Annotated in this window: 1 rRNA gene; it reads right to left on the bottom strand. The window is 48.5% G+C overall.

From position 1 onward, the window contains the following. Positions 1-64: 64 nt before the first annotated feature. Positions 65-1,588, bottom strand: a 16S ribosomal RNA gene (locus tag WS34_RS14405). Positions 1,589-1,935 lie beyond the last annotated feature (347 nt).

Here is a 1,935-nt window from a genome sequence, read left to right as displayed (position 1 = left end):
GCTGTCAGCTTATGGTAAAGGTTGAAGGTTTTGCCAGCAAGTGCAGATAATAACTGATCTCCAGAAAGGAGGTGTTCCAGCCGCACCTTCCGGTACGGCTACCTTGTTACGACTTAGCCCCAGTTACCAGTTTTGCCCTAGGCCGATCCTCGCGGTTACGGACTTCAGGCACCCCCGGCTTCCATGGCTTGACGGGCGGTGTGTACAAGGCCCGGGAACGTATTCACCGCGCCATGGCTGATGCGCGATTACTAGCGAATCCAACTTCATGGAGTCGGGTTACAGACTCCAATCCGAACTACGACCGGCTTTTGAGATTGGCATCCAGTCACCTGGTAGCGGCCCTCTGTACCGGCCATTGTAACACGTGTGTAGCCCTGGGTGTAAGGGCCGTGCTGATTTGACGTCATCCCCGCCTTCCTCTCACCTTACGGTGGCAGTCCCGTTAGAGTGCTCATCATTACATGCTAGCAACTAACGGTAAGGGTTGCGCTCGTTATGGGACTTAACCCGACACCTCACGGCACGAGCTGACGACAACCATGCAGCACCTTGAAAAACGCTCCGAAGAGAATATCTGTTTCCAAATACGACATTTCCCATTTAAACCCAGGTAAGGTTCCTCGCGTATCATCGAATTAAACCACATGTTCCTCCGCTTGTGCGGGCCCCCGTCAATTCCTTTGAGTTTCATCGTTGCCGACGTACTCCCCAGGTGGCTCACTTAATACTTTCGCTTAATCCCGTACAATATATCGCACAGAACCAGTGAGCATCGTTTACGGCGTGGACTACCAGGGTATCTAATCCTGTTCGCTACCCACGCTCTCGTGCATCAGCGTCAGTTACAGTCTGGTAAGCTGCCTTCGCTATCGGAGTTCTAAGTTATATCTATGCATTTCACCGCTACTTAACTTATTCCGCCTACCTCGTCTGTACTCCAGTTTACCAGTATTAATGGCACAATTGAGTTTAGCTCAAATATTTAACCACTAACTTAATAAACCGCCTACGCACCCTTTAAACCCAATAAATCCGGATAACGCTCGCATCCTCCGTATTACCGCGGCTGCTGGCACGGAGTTAGCCGATGCTTATTCATAAGGTACAGGCATCATTCTACACGTAGAACTTATTCTTCCCTTATAAAAGAGGTTTACAACCCATAGGGCAGTCTTCCCTCACGCGACTTGGCTGGTTCAGACTCACGTCCATTGACCAATATTCCTCACTGCTGCCTCCCGTAGGAGTTTGGACCGTGTCTCAGTTCCAATGTGGGGGACCTTCCTCTCAGAACCCCTACCTATCATCGTCTTGGTGGGCTGTTACCCCGCCAACTAACTAATAGGACGCATGCCCATCCGATACCTTGAACATTTAACTCACATCCCATGCAGGATAAAAGTACTATGGGGTGTTAATCCACGTTTCCATGGGCTATACCCCGGTATCAGGCAGGTTGCATACGCGTTACTCACCCGTGCGCCGGTCGCCATCAAGGTATTGCTACCTCATGATGCCCCTCGACTTGCATGTGTTAAGCCTGTCGCTAGCGTTCATCCTGAGCCAGGATCAAACTCTTCATAGTAATAAAAACTTTAAAAATTATCTCTTTCGCTCAGTCATTATATCCGTTGAATCTCTTCTCGGACTCGCACTTGCTGTTTGTTTTCAAACCTTTCAATATCTTTAAGAACTCTTTTTGCTTCTCTTTTACCCGCCCCACTTACGAGGCGAAAGCGGATGCAAAGATAAATACTTTTACATATTCCCTCCAAATCTTTCCGCACTTTTTTTCAAACTTTTTTTCGGAACCGCCGTAGAAGAAAGCTTCTGCAGGCTTCATCCGCAAAAGATGAAAAACACATCAGTCAAAATGTTTCAGAACGTCCGCTTCGTTTCGGAAAGCGGCTGCAAAGGTAAGGACTTTTTCAT

The organism is Odoribacter sp. N15.MGS-14 (assembly GCF_000980245.1).
GTDB classification, from domain to species: domain Bacteria; phylum Bacteroidota; class Bacteroidia; order Bacteroidales; family Marinifilaceae; genus Odoribacter; species Odoribacter splanchnicus.
This window is presented reverse-complemented; position numbering and strand designations above follow the sequence as displayed.